Origin of the sequence: Oricola sp., assembly GCF_965230365.1 — a bacterium.
Lineage (GTDB): Bacteria > Pseudomonadota > Alphaproteobacteria > Rhizobiales > Rhizobiaceae > Oricola.
Genome location: NZ_OZ246003.1, coordinates 2,493,547 through 2,509,309 on the forward strand (window position 1 = coordinate 2,493,547; position 15,763 = coordinate 2,509,309).

Annotated in this window: 12 protein-coding genes and 1 tRNA gene; all 13 read left to right on the top strand. The window is 60.3% G+C overall.

Annotation, left to right across the window (positions count from 1 at the left end; translation table 11 throughout):
- The first annotated feature begins 149 nt into the window (after positions 1-149).
- Positions 150-1,325, top strand: a complete 1,176-nt coding sequence (gene tuf / locus ACO06R_RS12045; protein ID WP_421849979.1) for an elongation factor Tu — start codon at positions 150-152, stop codon at positions 1,323-1,325.
- A 234-nt stretch (positions 1,326-1,559) separates the two neighbouring features.
- The gene (locus ACO06R_RS12050; RefSeq protein WP_421849982.1) at positions 1,560-2,066 is read left to right on the top strand and encodes a hypothetical protein; all 507 of its coding nucleotides are present in this window, start codon (positions 1,560-1,562) and stop codon (positions 2,064-2,066) included.
- A gap of 190 nt (positions 2,067-2,256) precedes the next feature.
- Complete coding sequence (locus ACO06R_RS12055; RefSeq protein ID WP_421849985.1) at positions 2,257-2,913, top strand: CatB-related O-acetyltransferase; 657 nt, start codon at positions 2,257-2,259, stop codon at positions 2,911-2,913.
- Entirely contained in the window at positions 2,910-3,326 is a 417-nt protein-coding gene (locus tag ACO06R_RS12060; protein WP_421849988.1) for a VOC family protein, read from the top strand. Before ACO06R_RS12055 ends, ACO06R_RS12060 begins: the two co-directional genes overlap by 4 nt.
- A 101-nt stretch (positions 3,327-3,427) precedes the next feature.
- Positions 3,428-3,503 (top strand) — tRNA-Trp (locus tag ACO06R_RS12065).
- Between the two features lie 212 nt (positions 3,504-3,715).
- Positions 3,716-3,913: a preprotein translocase subunit SecE gene (gene secE, locus ACO06R_RS12070; RefSeq protein ID WP_421849991.1), complete on the top strand. Its 198-nt coding sequence runs from the start codon at positions 3,716-3,718 to the stop codon at positions 3,911-3,913.
- 23 nt (positions 3,914-3,936) lie between these two features.
- Positions 3,937-4,467, top strand: a complete 531-nt coding sequence (nusG, locus tag ACO06R_RS12075; protein WP_421849994.1) for a transcription termination/antitermination protein NusG — start codon at positions 3,937-3,939, stop codon at positions 4,465-4,467.
- Between the two features lie 118 nt (positions 4,468-4,585).
- Positions 4,586-5,014 (top strand): 50S ribosomal protein L11, encoded by a 429-nt coding sequence (gene rplK / locus ACO06R_RS12080; RefSeq protein ID WP_421849997.1) that lies wholly within the window; start codon positions 4,586-4,588, stop codon positions 5,012-5,014.
- Between the two features lie 4 nt (positions 5,015-5,018).
- Complete coding sequence (gene rplA / locus ACO06R_RS12085) at positions 5,019-5,720, top strand: 50S ribosomal protein L1 (RefSeq protein ID WP_421850000.1); 702 nt, start codon at positions 5,019-5,021, stop codon at positions 5,718-5,720.
- Between the two features lie 333 nt (positions 5,721-6,053).
- Positions 6,054-6,572 (top strand): 50S ribosomal protein L10, encoded by a 519-nt coding sequence (gene rplJ / locus ACO06R_RS12090; RefSeq protein WP_421850002.1) that lies wholly within the window; start codon positions 6,054-6,056, stop codon positions 6,570-6,572.
- A gap of 60 nt (positions 6,573-6,632) precedes the next feature.
- Complete coding sequence (gene rplL / locus ACO06R_RS12095; protein ID WP_421850005.1) at positions 6,633-7,013, top strand: 50S ribosomal protein L7/L12; 381 nt, start codon at positions 6,633-6,635, stop codon at positions 7,011-7,013.
- Positions 7,014-7,234: 221 nt separating this feature from the next.
- On the top strand, positions 7,235-11,380 hold the full coding sequence (gene rpoB, locus ACO06R_RS12100) for a DNA-directed RNA polymerase subunit beta (protein ID WP_421850008.1): 4,146 nt from the start codon (positions 7,235-7,237) through the stop codon (positions 11,378-11,380).
- A gap of 139 nt (positions 11,381-11,519) precedes the next feature.
- Positions 11,520-15,725 carry a DNA-directed RNA polymerase subunit beta' gene (gene rpoC / locus ACO06R_RS12105; RefSeq protein WP_421850011.1) on the top strand — a complete coding sequence of 1,402 codons (4,206 nt, stop codon included), beginning with the start codon at positions 11,520-11,522 and terminating at the stop codon, positions 15,723-15,725.
- Positions 15,726-15,763 lie beyond the last annotated feature (38 nt).

Below are 15,763 nucleotides of genomic sequence, written 5' to 3' on the forward strand. Positions count from 1 at the left end.
GCTCCCGACATGCCCGGACAGGACAATGACACGGCATCCGCGCGAGCGAAGCTGCAATTTGGCCTTGCTTGCGCGGTGTTTACCCCTTATGTCCGCCGCTCAAACATGGGTGCCCATGTTAAGCCACGCAACAGACAGGAAAAAGGCAAATGGCGAAGGGTAAGTTCGAGCGCAATAAGCCGCATGTGAACATCGGCACGATTGGTCACGTTGACCACGGCAAGACGTCTCTGACGGCAGCGATCACGAAGTTTTTCGGCGAGTTCAAGGCCTATGACCAGATTGACGCGGCGCCGGAAGAAAAGGCACGCGGCATCACGATCTCGACGGCGCATGTCGAATACGAGACCGAGAACCGCCACTACGCCCATGTCGACTGCCCGGGCCACGCCGACTATGTGAAGAACATGATCACCGGTGCTGCCCAGATGGACGGCGCGATCCTGGTCTGCTCGGCGGCCGACGGCCCGATGCCGCAGACCCGCGAGCACATTCTGCTGGCCCGTCAGGTCGGCGTTCCGGCGATCGTCGTGTTCCTCAACAAGGTCGACCAGGTCGACGACGAGGAGCTTCTGGAGCTGGTCGAGATGGAAGTGCGCGAGCTTCTGTCGTCCTACGAGTTCCCGGGCGACGACATTCCGGTGATCAAGGGTTCTGCGCTTGTTGCTCTGGAAGATGGCGACAAGGCGAAGGGCGAGGACGCGATCCGCGCGCTGATGGCCGAGGTCGACACCTACATCCCGACGCCTGAGCGTCCGGTCGATCAGCCGTTCCTGATGCCGATCGAGGACGTGTTCTCGATCTCGGGCCGCGGCACGGTCGTGACCGGCCGTGTCGAGCGCGGCATCATCAATGTCGGCGACGAGATCGAGATCGTCGGCATCCGCGACACCACCAAGACGACCTGCACGGGCGTGGAGATGTTCCGCAAGCTGCTCGACCAGGGCATGGCCGGCGACAACATCGGCGCGCTGCTGCGCGGTGTCGACCGTGAGGGTGTCGAGCGCGGTCAGGTGCTGTGCAAGCCGGGTTCGGTGACGCCACACACCAAGTTCGTCGCCGAGGCCTACATCCTGACGAAGGAAGAGGGCGGCCGTCACACGCCGTTCTTCAACAAGTACCGTCCGCAGTTCTACTTCCGCACGACCGACGTGACGGGCGAGGTCTCGCTTCCCGAAGGCACCGAGATGGTGATGCCGGGCGACAACGCCGAGATGAATGTCGAACTGATCGTGCCGATCGCCATGGAAGAGCGGCTGCGCTTCGCCATCCGCGAAGGCGGCCGCACCGTCGGCGCAGGCATCGTCGCCAAAATCATCGAGTAATCATCTCGATATCGGAATACGGTGAGGCGGGCTTTGGCCCGCCTTTTTAATTTACAGTGCTGCCATAGCTTGCCGGCGGTATCAAAAGTAGGCCGAATTGCGCGCAAGCGCATTCCGTAGGTGGCTAAGGCATAGTCGCGAAGACCACTGAATAATCTCCCTCGTCACCAATTTTATCGAATCTACTTCTAACAGGTAAACTCGGATTCAAAACGGGTGCATAGGAGAGCTCGATTGAGACAACTTGGTCTTCAGGATTGGGTCGCGCTATACGCTGCGTTGCTGTCGACCGTTTTGGCGTTGGTCGGCCTTTATCGGTGGCTTCGTAGTGGCCCGCGGCTTTCTGTAACAGTGTTCCACCCCCTGCATTCTGGGTATCGGAACAGCGAAAAAATCTTTCTTTCGGTTATTTCCAACATTGGCAGTTCTAGCGCCGTTGTGGAACGAGTTCATATCGAGTTTCTTACTTCTAAGCGGTTCTGGGCTCAGAAAGTGGGTGAAGCGGTATTTGATGATTCGACCCGCTGGAAGCCTGCGGTGAAGCTCATCCCGGTGGAGGGACGGCCAAGTTCGTCTCGCGAAGAACTTAACGTACTCAAGCCTAACGATGAAATCCGTGCGCCTGCGGATGCAATCAAGGGATATGATCCGAAGAAGCATTGGATCAAAGTGACTGCGATACCCAGGCGTTGCGGTAAAAAGTTTGTCGGATGGGCCGCCCCTATCGAAGTGAACGACTAAGCGTAACTCTGCCGACTCCTGGAGGAAGGACATGAATATGTAATGTCGGGTTCTTGTCCGTTCTCGTTTTGGCGAGTTGCTTCACTCTGGAATCGCCGCTAATTTCAGGTTGCCAATTCATGGAGGGTGACGTCACCAAAGCTCAGTTCTGATCCGCTTGAGACGAGTTCCAGACGAAAGAGCAGATGTCATGTCACGGTCATTCCTGGACGCCAGCGCGCGTCATCCCATCACGTTGCCCGACGGGCAAACGCATCGCCAGACCGTTCATCTCAACCGGGTGATCGATCACCCGAATATCGAGATCGGTGATTACTCTTATTTCTCGGATTTCGATCCGGTCGATGACTATGCGGCGCGGATCGCACCCTATCTCTATCCCGGCGCGCCGGAGCGGCTGGTGATCGGCAGATTCGTGCAGATCGCCCATGGTGTGCGCTTCATCACCAGCTCGGCGAACCATCCGATGCGCGGATTTTCGACTTACCCCTTCGCGGTGTTCAATCCCGCCACCATGGATGCCTATTCGGGCGAGGTCGGGCAGCGTGGCGACACGATCATCGGCAACGATGTCTGGCTCGGTTTCGAGGCGGTGGTGCTGCCCGGCGTCACCGTTGGCGATGGTGCTGTTATCGGCGCCAAGGCGGTCGTCAGCCGCGACGTGCCGCCCTATGCAATCGTCGCCGGCAATCCGGCAACAGTGGTGCGTTCCCGTTTCGATGACAATATCGTGTCAGCGTTGTTGCGGATCGGCTGGTGGAACTGGCCGCTTGACAAAATCGAGCACGCCCATGAAGCCATTGCGAAAGCCGACCTGCCAACGCTTCTGGAGTTAAGCGCCGAATGAAACTCAGCTTGCATCATATCAACTTCGTTTCCGAGGATGTCGAGCGCCTGCGGCGGTTCTATGCCGATGTGCTCGGCATGGGCGAACAGGCGGACGACATTCCGGTGCGCGAAATGCAGCGCGGCTACAATGGCGACGTGGCATTTCTGGGCGACGGCGCGATGCAGATGCATCTGGCGCAGAAAGACCTGGAGCTCGGTTTTAAGACCGGCAACATCGTCAATCCGGTCGAGAAGGGGCACATCGCCTTCAGGACCGACGATATCGAGGCGTTCAAACAGCGTCTCGAAGAGCAGGGTGTTGCCTATAGCGACTACGCCGGTGTCGCAGCCGCAAGCTGGCACCAGATCTTCTTTCGCGACCCTGAGGGCAATGTCATCGAGGTGCATCAGGTCCTCGACGCCGACCAGTGACAAACTGAAGGAAGGGAATTGCGTGAAACCGCAATTTCGCGCTTTCATGCGGCGGGCAATCTATGTATAAGCCCGCCGTCACGCCGTGTGCGCGACCGTGAAGGGGTATAGCTCAGTTGGTAGAGCGACGGTCTCCAAAACCGTAGGTCGGGGGTTCGAGTCCCTCTGCCCCTGCCAGTCTCACTTTTTGCTCTTGATTTTGCCGGGAATCATCTTTAGGTGAGCCGGTGCGCTGGCATTGTCCGTTCGGACGGGTGCGCATTCAATTCAAGCTTGCGGGCGGTGTAAGAAGCGTAGTGCGCTTCGAGCGCCTTTTTTTGGCGTCTCTAGCCGCAGGCACTGTCGACGAAGAATGCCGCGCGCCAAGGCGCGCAACGGAACCGGACATAATGGCAAGAACGAATCCCTTCACCTTTCTGCAGCAGGTTCGCTCAGAAACGGCGAAAGTGACATGGCCGTCACGGCGCGAAACCATGATTTCAACGATCATGGTGCTGATCATGGTGCTGATCGCATCCGTGTTCTTTTTCACGGTCGACCAGATCTACAGCTGGGTCTTCGACCTGATCTTCGGCCCCGCGCGCTAACAACAACAACGGATCTACGGCCCATGACCGCTCGCTGGTACATCGTTCACGCCTATTCGAACTTCGAAAAGAAGGTCGCCGACTCCATAGAGGAGGCCGCCAAGGCGAAGGGCTTGTCACACCATTTCGAGCAGATTCTGGTGCCGACCGAGAAGGTCATCGAAGTGCGCCGCGGCCGCAAGGTCGACGCCGAACGGAAGTTCTTTCCCGGCTACGTCATGGTGCGCGCCAACCTGACCGACGACGTGTTCCACCTGATCAAGAATACGCCGAAGGTCACCGGCTTCCTCGGATCGGACAACAAGCCGGTGCCGATCACCGACAAGGAGGCCGATCAGATTCTCGGCCAGATCCAGGAAGGCGTCGAGCGTCCGAAACCTTCGGTGTCGTTCGAGGTCGGCGAGCAGGTGCGCGTCTCCGATGGCCCGTTCGCGTCCTTCAACGGCGTCGTTCAGGAAGTCGACGAGGAGCGCTCGCGCCTCAAGGTCGAGGTTTCGATTTTCGGGCGCGCCACGCCCGTGGAACTGGAATTCGGTCAGGTCGAAAAGGGCTGATCGTAGCGGCTTTGCCGCAAACGCGGTGGGAGAAAGGGCGTCTTGGCCGGATGTCCGATCGAACCACCAACTCTTAGAACCGCCGGCTTGCCGGCACGTGTAAGGAAAAGAGAAGCAAATGGCTAAGAAGATTGCAGGCCAGCTGAAGCTTCAGGTCCCGGCTGGGTCGGCTAATCCGTCGCCCCCGATCGGCCCTGCGCTCGGTCAGCGCGGCATCAACATCATGGAATTCTGCAAGGCGTTCAACGCCGCCACGCAGGAAATGGAGAAGGGCTCGCCCATCCCCACCATCATCACCTACTACCAGGACAAGTCGTTCACCTTCAAAACCAAGACGCCGCCGGCGTCCTACCTGTTGAAGAAGGCGGCCAACCTGAAGTCCGGTTCCAAGGAACCCGGTCGCACCAAGGCCGGCAAGGTGTCCCGCGACAAGGTGCGCGAGATCGCCGAAGCGAAGATGAAGGATCTCAACGCAGCCGATATCGAAGCGGCCATGCGCATGATCGAAGGCTCCGCCCGCGCGATGGGCCTGGAAGTGGAGGGCTGAGGCGATGGCGACTATCGGAAAACGCACAAAGCAAGCCCGTGACGGCATCGACCGCGCGAAGCTCTACTCGCTCAGCGAGGCGGTCAGCCTCGTAAAGGAGCGCGCCGCCGCCAAGTTCGACGAGACCATCGAGGTCGCGATGAACCTCGGCGTCGATCCGCGTCACGCAGATCAGATGGTCCGCGGCGTCGTCAACCTGCCGAACGGCACCGGCCGCTCGGTCCGGGTTGCCGTGTTTGCGCGCGGTGACAAGGCCGAGGAAGCCAAGGCGGCCGGCGCCGATGTTGTTGGTGCCGAGGATCTCGTGGAAGCCGTCCAGGGCGGCACGATCGATTTCGACCGCTGCATCGCCACGCCGGACATGATGCCGCTCGTCGGTCGTCTCGGCAAGGTGCTCGGCCCGCGCGGCATGATGCCGAACCCGAAGGTCGGAACCGTCACGCCGGACGTGACCGCAGCAGTCCAGGCTTCCAAAGGCGGTGCTGTTGAATTCCGCGTCGAGAAGGCGGGTATCGTTCATGCCGGCGTCGGCAAGGCGTCGTTCGATGTCAAGGCGCTGGAAGAAAACATCCGCGCCTTCACTGACGCCGTCAACAAGGCCAAGCCGTCGGGTGCCAAGGGCACCTACCTGAAGCGCATCGCGCTGTCCTCGACCATGGGGCCGGGCGTGAAGATCGATCTGGCCAGCCTTTCGGCTGAAGCCTGAGCCGCGATGCGGCAGGCCGCCGGTAACGGTGGCTGAAACAAGAATTCCGGTCTGGTTCGCCGGCCCGGATGTCGGGTGAAAGCCCGACACCCTGTCCGAGATTGCAGGTGGCTCGCCTTAATTCGCATCGAGCCTGCATGAGACGCGAAGAGCTCAAGTTCCGGCCTACGGGCCGTGATTCGGGTTCGAACGTATTGCCTTGTGCCGCGGTCGCCGACCGGGCGTAAGGGGGCAGGATCCTCGAACGTCGTCGGGCGATCCCTCAAGGCTCTCCTGGCGGCAAAGGCAACCGCAAACCACGCCCAGGCGCGGTTTGCAAATTGGAGAGACGCAGTGGATAGAGCGGAAAAACGCGAATTTGTCACACAGCTGAATGCCGCCTTCAACGAAGCCGGTTCGGTTGTCGTGGCCCACTACACGGGTCTTACCGTCGCGCAGATGGGCGAGTTTCGTTCCAAGATGCGTGAAGCGGGCGGAACCGTGAAGGTCGCGAAGAACCGCCTTGCCAAAATCGCTCTCAAGGGCACGGAAGCCGAGGGAATGTCTGACCTTTTCACCGGTCAGACGGTTATTGCTTATGCAAATGACCCGGTCACGGCTCCGAAGGTTGCGAGCGAATTCGCAAAGTCGAACGAGAAACTCGTTCTTCTCGGCGGTTCGCTTGGTGCAACAGTTCTCGATTCCAGCGGTGTGAAGGCGCTTGCCGACCTGCCGTCGATCGACGAACTGCGCGCCAAGATCGTCGGCATGATCCAGACGCCGGCATCGCGCATCGCTCAAGTTGTCAACGCACCGGCAGGCCAGCTTGCCCGCGTTTTCAACGCATACGCCCAGAAGGACGAGGCGGCATAGGCTGTCTTCACCAAACCACAGAAACACGTTCGAACTTGAAACTCACGAAGGAAAACCAAAATGGCTGATCTCGCAAAAATCGTCGAAGACCTGTCTTCCCTGACTGTTCTGGAAGCAGCTGAACTGTCGAAAATGCTCGAAGAAAAGTGGGGCGTTTCCGCCGCCGCTCCGGTCGCTGTCGCCGCTGTTGCCGGCGCTGGCGGTGCCGATGCCGGTCCGGCTGAAGAGCAGACCGAATTTGACGTCATTCTCGAAGAAGCAGGCGCCCAGAAGATCAATGTGATCAAGGAAGTCCGCGGCATCACGGGTCTCGGCCTGAAAGAAGCCAAGGATCTGGTCGAAGGCGCTCCGAAGGCCGTCAAGGAGGCCATCTCCAAGGGCGAGGCCGAAGAGATTGTCAAGAAGCTGACCGAAGCCGGCGCCAAGGCGTCGATGAAGTAAGCTTGATTTTGCGGCGGGCGGCTATTCCGCCTGCCGCAGAACCCGTCGTTAACGACCCTTTTCCCGAGGCCGCGCATGGCGGTTTCCGGAAACGGGTTTTTACCGTTTGAGGAGCTGGAAGGCCGGGCGCATGGGTCTTCGCTTCCCGAATTATCTGCTCCGCGCCAATCGCGGAGCGTCAACAGGCACGGGCCCGTACGGGCACACGAAGAGGAGCGGCAATGGCTCAGTCCAGCACCTTCAACGGACGTAGACGAGTAAGAAAGTTCTTCGGACACATTCCGGATGTGGCCGAAATGCCGAACCTGATTGAGGTTCAAAAGGCATCCTATGATCAGTTCCTGATGGTCGACGAACCGGAAGGCGGGCGCGGCGATGAAGGCCTGCAGGCGGCTTTCAAGTCGGTGTTTCCGATTTCCGATTTTTCCGGGGCCTCCATGCTGGAGTTCGTGCGCTATGATTACGAAGCGCCGAAATTCGACGTAGAGGAGTGCCGCCAGCGCGACCTGACATACTCTGCACCGCTGAAGGTCACGCTTCGTCTGATCGTGTTCGATATTGACGAGGACACTGGCGCAAAGTCGATCAAGGACATCAAGGAGCAGGATGTCTACATGGGCGATATGCCGCTCATGACCGACAACGGCACCTTCATCGTCAACGGAACCGAGCGTGTCATTGTCTCCCAGATGCACCGTTCGCCGGGTGTGTTCTTCGATCACGACAAGGGCAAGACGCACACCTCCGGCAAGCTGCTGTTTGCTGCGCGCGTGATCCCCTATCGCGGTTCCTGGCTGGATATCGAATTTGACGCCAAGGACAACGTCTATGCGCGCATCGACCGCCGCCGCAAGATCCCGGTCACTTCGCTGTTGATGGCGCTTGGACTCGACGGTGAAGAGATCCTCGACACTTATTACGATACGGTCGAGTACCAGCGCGACGGCGACAATTGGCGCGTTCCGTTCTCGCCGGAACGCATGAAGGGCACCAAGGCAACCAGCGACCTGATCGACGCCGACACCGGCGAAGTCGTGCTTGAGGCCGGCAAGAAGATCACTGCCAGGCAGGCCCGTACGATGGCCGAAAAGAAGGTCAAGGCGCTGCGCGCCTCCAGGGAAGACCTCTACGGCATGTATCTGGCCGAAGACATCGTCAACTTTCAGACCGGCGAGATCTATCTGGAGGCCGGTGACGAGATCGACGAGAAGACCATGGAGGTCCTGCTCGACTCCGGTCACGACAATTTCCGCATGCTCGACATCGACCATGTCAATGTCGGCGGCTACATCCGCAACACGCTGGTTGTCGACAAGAATGAGAGCCGCCAGGACGCACTGTTCGACATCTATCGTGTGATGCGCCCGGGTGAACCGCCGACCATGGAAACGGCGGAAGCGATGTTCCAGTCGCTGTTCTTCGATTCCGAGCGTTACGATCTGTCCGCGGTCGGTCGCGTCAAGATGAACATGCGTCTCGGTCTCGATGTCGAGGACACCGTGCGTGTCCTGCGCAAGGAAGACATCATGGAGGTCCTGCGCACGCTGCTCGATCTGCGCGACGGCAAGGGTGAGATCGACGACATCGACAACCTCGGTAACCGGCGCGTGCGTTCGGTCGGCGAGTTGATGGAAAACCAGTACCGGGTCGGCCTGTTGCGCATGGAACGCGCGATCAAGGAGCGCATGTCGTCGATCGAAATCGACACGGTCATGCCTCAGGACCTGATCAACGCCAAGCCGGCTGCCGCTGCGGTGCGTGAGTTCTTCGGCTCCTCGCAGCTGTCGCAGTTCATGGACCAGACGAACCCGCTGTCGGAGATCACCCACAAGCGGCGCCTGTCGGCGCTTGGACCGGGCGGTCTGACCCGCGAACGCGCGGGCTTCGAGGTAAGGGACGTTCACCCGACGCATTACGGCCGCATCTGCCCGATCGAAACGCCGGAAGGCCCGAATATCGGCCTGATCAACTCGCTCGCCACCTTCGCGCGCGTCAACAAGTACGGCTTCATCGAAAGCCCGTACCGCAAGATCGTCGACGGCAAGGTGACCGACGAGGTCGTGTATCTATCGGCAATGGAAGAGGCCAAGCACCACGTGGCGCAGGCCAACGCCGAAATCGGCGATGACGGCAAGTTTGTCAGCGAATTCGTGATCTGCCGCCATGCTGGCGACGTGATGCTGACGCCGCGCGAAAGCGTCGACTTGATGGACGTGTCGCCCAAGCAGCTCGTTTCGGTCGCCGCGGCCTTGATCCCGTTCCTGGAGAACGACGACGCCAACCGCGCGCTGATGGGTTCCAACATGCAGCGTCAGGCCGTGCCGTTGGTGCGCGCTGAAGCGCCTTATGTCGGAACCGGCATGGAGCCGATCGTCGCGCGCGACTCCGGCGCCGCGATTGCAGCGCGCCGGTCGGGCATCGTCGACCAGGTCGATGCGATGCGCATCGTCATTCGCGCGACCGAGGATCTCGACGCGTCGAAATCGGGCGTCGACATCTACCGGCTGCAGAAGTTCCAGCGCTCCAACCAGTCGACCTGCATCAACCAGCGTCCGCTGGTGCGCGTCGGCGACCGGATCGAGAAGGGCGACATCATCGCCGACGGTCCGTCGACCGATCTCGGCGACCTGGCGCTTGGCCGCAACGTGCTCGTCGCGTTCATGCCTTGGAATGGCTACAACTACGAGGACTCGATCCTGCTGTCCGAGCGCATCGTGCGCGATGACGTGTTCACCTCCATCCATCTGGAAGAATTCGAGGTGGCGGCGCGTGACACCAAGCTTGGACCGGAAGAGATCACCCGCGACATCCCGAACGTTTCTGAAGAGGCGCTGAAGAACCTCGACGAAGCCGGTATCGTCTACATCGGCGCCGAGGTTGGCCCGGGCGACATCCTCGTCGGCAAGATCACGCCGAAGGGCGAAAGCCCGATGACGCCGGAAGAAAAGCTCCTGCGCGCCATCTTCGGCGAGAAGGCGTCCGACGTACGCGACACGTCGATGCGGATGCCGCCGGGCGCCTTCGGCACGGTTGTCGAGGTACGCGTCTTCAACCGGCATGGCGTCGAGAAGGACGAGCGCGCCATGGCTATCGAGCGCGAGGAGATCGAGCGTCTCGCCAAGGACCGAGACGACGAACAGTCGATCCTCGACCGCAACACCTATGGCCGTCTTGCCGAGATGCTGGAAGGCCAGGAGTCGATTGCCGGACCCAAGGGCTTCAAGAAGGGCGCGAAGCTGTCTGCCGAAGTACTTGAAAACTATCCGCGTTCTCAGTGGTGGCAGTTCGCCGTTGCCGACGAGAAGCAACAGGATAACCTCGAGCAGTTGCGCAACCAGTATGACGATTCCAAGAAACGCCTCGAACAGCGCTTCATGGACAAGGTCGAGAAGGTCCAGCGCGGCGATGAGATGCCTCCGGGCGTTATGAAGATGGTCAAGGTCTTCGTCGCCGTGAAGCGCAAGATCCAGCCGGGCGACAAGATGGCCGGCCGTCACGGCAACAAGGGTGTCGTCTCGCGCATCCTGCCGAGCGAGGACATGCCGTTCCTGGAGGACGGCACGCATGTCGACATCGTGCTCAATCCGCTTGGCGTGCCGAGCCGCATGAATGTCGGGCAGATCCTGGAAACCCACTTGGGTTGGGCCTGCGCCGGCATGGGCAAGCAGATCGAAGAGATGATGGAAGTCTACCGTCAGAGTGGCGACCTGAAGCCGATCCGTTCGACGCTGCAGGAGATCATCCCGGACAACAACCGCAACGAACCGGTTGCCCGCATGGACGACGACGGTGTGGTCGAGATCGCCAAGCAGTTCGAGCGCGGCGTATCCATCGCCACGCCGGTGTTTGACGGTGCCGTGGAAAACGACATCAACGCCATGCTCACCAAGGCGGGTCTGAAGGAAACGGCGCAGTCGACACTCTATGACGGCCGGACCGGCGAGGCCTTCGACCGCGATGTGACCGTCGGTTACATCTACATGTTGAAGCTGCATCACCTCGTCGACGACAAGATCCACGCTCGCTCGATCGGACCGTACTCGCTGGTCACCCAGCAGCCGCTCGGCGGCAAGGCGCAGTTCGGCGGTCAGCGCTTCGGCGAGATGGAGGTCTGGGCACTGGAAGCCTATGGCGCCGCCTACACGCTGCAGGAGATGCTTACCGTCAAGTCGGATGACGTTGCCGGACGCACCAAGGTCTACGAGGCGATCGTGCGTGGTGACGACACTTTCGAGGCTGGCATTCCGGAATCGTTCAACGTTCTGGTCAAGGAGATGCGGTCTCTGGGCCTCAATGTGGAACTCGATTCCACGCGTGTCGACCTCATGGAAGACGAGCCGCAGGCGCTGCCCGACGCCGCAGAGTAAATCGCGTAACGCCGGGCGGGACAGCGCCCGGCGGCTTCAGCAGGCCGATGGCAGCGCAATGTGCCGCGCGGCGACAGAATTCACGAAGCGGAGAATTAGCTCCGCGCACTGAACGGGGTAGCACCCCAAGGAGAACGGAATGAACCAAGAGGTTGCAAATCTCTTCAATCCCCAGGCTCCCGCCCAGAATTTCGACGCAATCCGGATTTCGATCGCCAGCCCGGACAAAATCCTGTCTTGGTCCTATGGCGAGATCAAGAAGCCGGAAACGATCAACTACCGGACCTTCAAACCGGAGCGCGACGGCCTCTTCTGCGCCCGCATCTTCGGTCCGATCAAGGACTACGAGTGCTTGTGCGGCAAATACAAGCGCATGAAATACAAAGGCATCATCTGCGAGAAATGCGGAGTCGAGGTGACGCTGTCGCGCGTTCGCCGCGAGCGGATGGGCCACATTGAACTGGCCGCGCCGGTTGCCCACATCTGGTTCCTGAAGTCGCTGCCGAGCCGCATCGGAACGTTGCTCGACATGACGCTGAAGGATATCGAGCGCGTCCTGTACTTCGAGAACTACATCGTCACCGAACCGGGTCTGACTTCGCTGAAGGAACACCAGCTCCTTTCGGAAGAGGAGTACATGATTGCCGTCGACGAGTTCGGCGAAGACCAGTTCACCGCGATGATCGGCGCCGAGGCGATCCAGGAAATCCTGGCCGCCATGGACCTGCCGAAGATTGCCAACGAACTGCGTGAGGAACTGGAGACCACCACCTCCGATCTCAAGCAGAAGAAACTGATGAAGCGGCTGAAGGTCGTCGAGAACTTCATCGACTCCCAGAACCGCCCGGAATGGATGATCATGAAGGTCATCCCGGTCATCCCGCCGGATCTGCGTCCGCTGGTGCCGCTCGATGGCGGTCGCTTCGCGACGTCGGACCTGAACGATCTCTACCGTCGCGTGATCAACCGCAACAACCGCCTCAAGCGGCTGATGGAACTGCGTGCGCCGGGCATCATCATCCGCAACGAGAAGCGGATGTTGCAGGAAGCCGTTGACGCGCTGTTCGACAATGGCCGCCGCGGCCGCGTGATCACCGGCGCCAACAAGCGTCCGCTGAAATCGCTTTCCGACATGCTCAAGGGCAAGCAGGGCCGGTTCCGTCAGAACCTGCTCGGCAAGCGCGTCGACTATTCCGGCCGTTCGGTCATCGTGACTGGCCCGGAACTGAAGCTGCATCAGTGCGGCCTGCCGAAGAAGATGGCGCTCGAACTGTTCAAGCCGTTCATCTATGCGCGGCTCGACGCCAAGGGCTACTCGTCGACGGTCAAACAGGCCAAGAAGCTGGTTGAAAAGGAAAAACCGGAAGTCTGGGATATCCTGGACGAGGTGATCCGCGAGCACCCGGTTCTCCTGAACCGCGCGCCGACCCTCCACCGTCTTGGCATTCAAGCATTCGAGCCGGTGCTTATTGAAGGCAAGGCGATCCAACTTCACCCGCTGGTTTGTACTGCGTTCAATGCTGACTTTGACGGCGACCAGATGGCCGTGCACGTTCCGCTGTCGCTTGAGGCGCAGCTGGAAGCCCGCGTGCTGATGATGTCGACCAACAACATCCTGCACCCGGCCAACGGCGCGCCGATCATCGTGCCATCCCAGGACATGGTCCTCGGCCTCTACTATCTGTCGATCGTGGCGGAGAACGAGCCCGGTCAGGACATGGTGTTCTCCGACATGGGCGAGTTGCACCACGCGCTGGAAAACAAGGTCGTCACTCTGCACACCAAGATCAAGGGCCGGTTCAAGACAGTGGATGCCGAGGGCAACCCGGTGTCGATGATCGTCGATACCACGCCGGGCCGCATGATCATCGGCGAACTGCTGCCGCGTCATGCCAGCGTTCCGTTTGACATCTGCAACACCGAGATGACCAAGAAAAACATCTCCAAGATGATCGACGTGGTCTACCGCCACTGCGGTCAGAAGGAGACGGTTATCTTCGCCGACCGGATCATGGCGCTCGGCTTTGGCCATGCCTGCCGCGCCGGCATTTCCTTTGGCAAGGATGACATGGTCATCCCGGATTCCAAGACGAACATCATCGAGGAAACCGACAAGATCGCCAAGGAGTACGAGCAGCAGTACAACGACGGTCTGATCACCTTCGGCGAGAAATACAACAAGGTCGTCGACGCCTGGGCGCGTTGCGACGACAAGCTCACCGACGAGATGATGAACGGCATTCAGGCAGTTCAGTTCGACGATGACGGTCGCCAGAAGCAGATGAACTCGATCTACATGATGGCCCGCTCGGGTGCGCGAGGATCGACGCGTCAGATGAAGCAGCTCGCCGGCATGCGCGGCCTGATGGCCAAGCCGGACGGTTCGATCATCGAAACGCCGATCATCTCGAACTTCAAGGAAGGCCTGTCTGTTAACGAGTACTTCAACTCCACCCACGGCGCCCGCAAGGGTCTCGCGGATACGGCGTTGAAGACCGCGAACTCGGGTTACCTGACCCGCCGCCTCGTTGATGTCGCGCAGGACTGCATCATCACGCAGAAGGATTGCGGGACGACCAGGGGGCTGACCATGTCGCCGATCGTCGACGCCGGTCAGGTGGTGGCATCCATCGGCCAGCGTGTGCTCGGCCGCACCGCGCTCGAGGATGTCGTCAATCCGGAGACTGGCGAAGTGATCGTCGCTGCCGGCGTGATGATCGAGGAAAAGGATGTCGATGCCATCGAGGCCGCCGGCATCCAGACCGTCAAGATCCGTTCAGCGCTCACCTGCGAACTGCAGAGCGGCGTCTGCGGCGTCTGCTACGGTCGCGACCTTGCACGCGGAACGCCGGTCAACATGGGCGAAGCCGTTGGCGTCATCGCCGCCCAGTCGATCGGTGAGCCAGGCACCCAGCTGACCATGCGTACCTTCCATATGGGCGGTACCGCGCAGGTCGTGGACCAGTCTTTCCTCGAGGCTTCCTACGAGGGCACGGTCGAAATCCGCAACCGCAACATCGTCCGCAACTCCGAGGGCAACCTCATCGCGATGGGCCGCAACATGGCCGTCATCATCCGCGACGAGAAAGGCGAGGAGCGTGCTTCGCAGCGCGTCACCTACGGCTCGAAGATCATGGTCGACGATGGCGATACCGTGAAGCGTGGCCAGCGGCTCGCCGAGTGGGACCCGTACACCCGTCCGATCATGACCGAAGTCGAGGGTAATGCCTCGTTCGAGGACTTGGTCGACGGTCTGTCCGTTCAGGAATCGGCCGATGAGTCGACTGGCATCACCAAGCGTGTTGTCATTGACTGGCGTTCGACCCCGCGCGGCTCGGATCTCAAGCCGGCCATTGCGGTCCTCGGCAAGGATGGCAAAGTCGCCAAGCTCGCCAAGGGTGGCGATGCGCGCTTCCTGCTTTCCGTCGATGCGATCCTGTCGGTCGAGCCGGGCTCCCACGTGAAGCCGGGCGACGTGATTGCGCGTATTCCTATGGAAAGCGCCAAGACCAAGGACATCACCGGTGGTCTGCCGCGGGTGGCGGAACTGTTCGAGGCGCGCCGTCCGAAGGATCACGCGATCATCGCCGACATCGACGGTACGATCCGCTATGGACGCGATTACAAGAACAAGCGCCGTATCATCATCGAGCCGCATGACGAGACGCAGGAGCCCGCAGAGTACCTCATTCCGAAGGGCCGTCCGTTCCACCTGCAGGACGGCGACACCATCGAGAAGGGCGATTACGTTCTCGACGGCAACCCGGCGCCGCACGACATCCTTTCTGTCAAGGGCGTCGAGGCGCTGGCTTCCTATCTCGTCAACGAGATCCAGGAAGTCTACCGACTGCAGGGCGTGGTGATCAACGACAAGCACATCGAGGTGATCGTTCGCCAGATGCTGCAGAAGATCGAGATCTCCGAGCCGGGCGACTCCGCCTATATCGCCGGCGACAATGTCGACCGGATCGAACTCGAGGAAGTCAACGAACGGCTTATCGAGGAAGGCAAGGAGCCGGCCAAGGGCGATCCGGTGCTGCTCGGAATCACCAAGGCATCGCTGCAAACCCCGTCCTTTATCTCGGCCGCATCCTTCCAGGAAACGACCAAGGTGCTGACCGAGGCTGCGGTTGCCGGCAAGATCGACACACTGCAGGGCCTGAAGGAAAACGTCATCGTTGGACGCCTCATCCCGGCCGGTACGGGCGGTACGATGAACCAGATCCGTCGCATCGCCGGTGCGCGCGACGATCTTATTCTGGAGGAGCGCCGCAAGGCATCCAACGCGGCGAGTGTCGACGGCATGCTGGTCGACATGACCGAGTCCGGCGAGGCCGCCGAATAGGCCTTCCCGACCATCCGATCATCATAGCGCCGGGCCTC

Excerpts from the sequence above, each read along its gene's own strand:
- rpoC (WP_421850011.1), top strand. The coding sequence starts at position 11,520 with ATGAACCAAGAGGTTGCAAATCTCTTCAATCCCCAGGCTCCCGCCCAG.
- rpoB (WP_421850008.1), top strand. The coding sequence starts at position 7,235 with ATGGCTCAGTCCAGCACCTTCAACGGACGTAGACGAGTAAGAAAGTTC.
- rplL (WP_421850005.1), top strand. The coding sequence starts at position 6,633 with ATGGCTGATCTCGCAAAAATCGTCGAAGACCTGTCTTCCCTGACTGTT.
- rplA (WP_421850000.1), top strand. The coding sequence starts at position 5,019 with ATGGCGACTATCGGAAAACGCACAAAGCAAGCCCGTGACGGCATCGAC.
- tuf (WP_421849979.1), top strand. The coding sequence starts at position 150 with ATGGCGAAGGGTAAGTTCGAGCGCAATAAGCCGCATGTGAACATCGGC.
- ACO06R_RS12055 (WP_421849985.1), top strand. The coding sequence starts at position 2,257 with ATGTCACGGTCATTCCTGGACGCCAGCGCGCGTCATCCCATCACGTTG.
- ACO06R_RS12060 (WP_421849988.1), top strand. The coding sequence starts at position 2,910 with ATGAAACTCAGCTTGCATCATATCAACTTCGTTTCCGAGGATGTCGAG.
- nusG (WP_421849994.1), top strand. The coding sequence starts at position 3,937 with ATGACCGCTCGCTGGTACATCGTTCACGCCTATTCGAACTTCGAAAAG.
- secE (WP_421849991.1), top strand. The coding sequence starts at position 3,716 with ATGGCAAGAACGAATCCCTTCACCTTTCTGCAGCAGGTTCGCTCAGAA.
- rplK (WP_421849997.1), top strand. The coding sequence starts at position 4,586 with ATGGCTAAGAAGATTGCAGGCCAGCTGAAGCTTCAGGTCCCGGCTGGG.